The organism is Sporosarcina thermotolerans (genome assembly GCF_042658975.1).
Lineage (GTDB): Bacteria > Bacillota > Bacilli > Bacillales_A > Planococcaceae > Sporosarcina > Sporosarcina thermotolerans.
Genome location: NZ_JBHSRM010000010.1, coordinates 1 through 1207 on the forward strand (window position 1 = coordinate 1; position 1207 = coordinate 1207).

9 tRNA genes and 1 rRNA gene are annotated in these 1207 nt (G+C 47.7%); all 10 read right to left on the reverse strand.

Annotated features, from left to right (window positions below):
- Nucleotides 1-73 precede the first annotated feature (73 nt).
- Nucleotides 74-146: transfer RNA gene (locus tag ACFPZG_RS06305), tRNA-Ala, on the reverse strand.
- Nucleotides 147-154: 8 nt separating this feature from the next.
- A tRNA-Pro gene (locus ACFPZG_RS06310) sits at nucleotides 155-231 on the reverse strand.
- 15 nt (nucleotides 232-246) lie between these two features.
- Nucleotides 247-323 (reverse strand) — tRNA-Arg (locus ACFPZG_RS06315).
- Between the two features lie 15 nt (nucleotides 324-338).
- Nucleotides 339-427, reverse strand: a tRNA-Leu gene (locus ACFPZG_RS06320).
- A gap of 9 nt (nucleotides 428-436) precedes the next feature.
- Nucleotides 437-511, reverse strand: a tRNA-Gly gene (locus tag ACFPZG_RS06325).
- 8 nt (nucleotides 512-519) lie between these two features.
- A tRNA-Leu gene (locus ACFPZG_RS06330) sits at nucleotides 520-601 on the reverse strand.
- Between the two features lie 31 nt (nucleotides 602-632).
- A tRNA-Lys gene (locus ACFPZG_RS06335) sits at nucleotides 633-708 on the reverse strand.
- A gap of 7 nt (nucleotides 709-715) precedes the next feature.
- Nucleotides 716-791 (reverse strand) — tRNA-Thr (locus ACFPZG_RS06340).
- Between the two features lie 25 nt (nucleotides 792-816).
- Nucleotides 817-892, reverse strand: a tRNA-Val gene (locus tag ACFPZG_RS06345).
- A gap of 40 nt (nucleotides 893-932) precedes the next feature.
- Nucleotides 933-1048, reverse strand: a 5S ribosomal RNA gene (rrf, locus tag ACFPZG_RS06350).
- Nucleotides 1049-1207: the final 159 nt, after the last annotated feature.

Genomic DNA, 1207 nt, shown 5'->3' on the forward strand with positions numbered 1-1207 from the left:
CTTTTCACCGACAGGGTCGGCTCCAGAACTTTATTTGTTGACGTTTTGCTGTTCAGTTTTCAAGGTTCATAAGTGGAGCCTAGCGGGATCGAACCGCTGACCTCCTGCGTGCAAGGCAGGCGCTCTCCCAGCTGAGCTAAGGCCCCATAAGAAGTGGTCGGGAAGACAGGATTCGAACCTGCGACCCCTTGGTCCCAAACCAAGTGCTCTACCAAGCTGAGCTACTTCCCGATTAAAATATAAAAATGGCGCGCCCGGCAGAAGTCGAATCCACAACCTTCTGATCCGTAGTCAGACGCTCTATCCAATTGAGCTACGGGCGCATCTTATAATAAAATTGGTGCCGAGAACCGGAATCGAACCGGTACGGTAGTCACCTACCGCAGGATTTTAAGTCCTGTGCGTCTGCCAGTTCCGCCACCCCGGCTTAAGAAAGTGGAGCGGAAGACGGGATTCGAACCCGCGACCCCGACCTTGGCAAGGTCGTATTCTACCACTGAACTACTTCCGCATGAAAAGTGCGGGTGAAGGGAGTCGAACCCCCACGCCTTACGGCACTAGATCCTAAGTCTAGCGTGTCTGCCAGTTCCACCACACCCGCGTATTCATATCAAGACAAAAGTCAAGAAAAATGGTGAGCCATGCAGGATTCGAACCTGCGACCCTCTGATTAAAAGTCAGATGCTCTACCAACTGAGCTAATGGCTCTAAAAAGTGGTGCCGGCGAAAGGACTTGAACCCTCAACCTACTGATTACAAGTCAGTTGCTCTACCAGTTGAGCTACACCGGCACATAATACATAAATTAAAGTAATATGGTGGAGGATGACGGGTTCGAACCGCCGACCCCCTGCTTGTAAGGCAGGTGCTCTCCCAGCTGAGCTAATCCTCCATTTTATATAAATTATTATCATTTTATAAAGAAATGATATGCCCGGCGACGTCCTACTCTCACAGGGGGAAGCCCCCTACTACCATCGGCGCTGAAGAGCTTAACTTCCGTGTTCGGGATGGGAACGGGTGTGACCTCTTCGCCTTCGTCACCAGACTTTTAATATTCTTTTTGAAAGAACATTAATTATTATATCAACTTCTCAATAATATGCAAGTACTTTTTTCAATAAAAAATACTTTTTTTGAACGATGCTTGTTCGTTCAAAACCGGATAAAAGAGACATTGTTGCTACTTCAAGTTCAACCATACTTT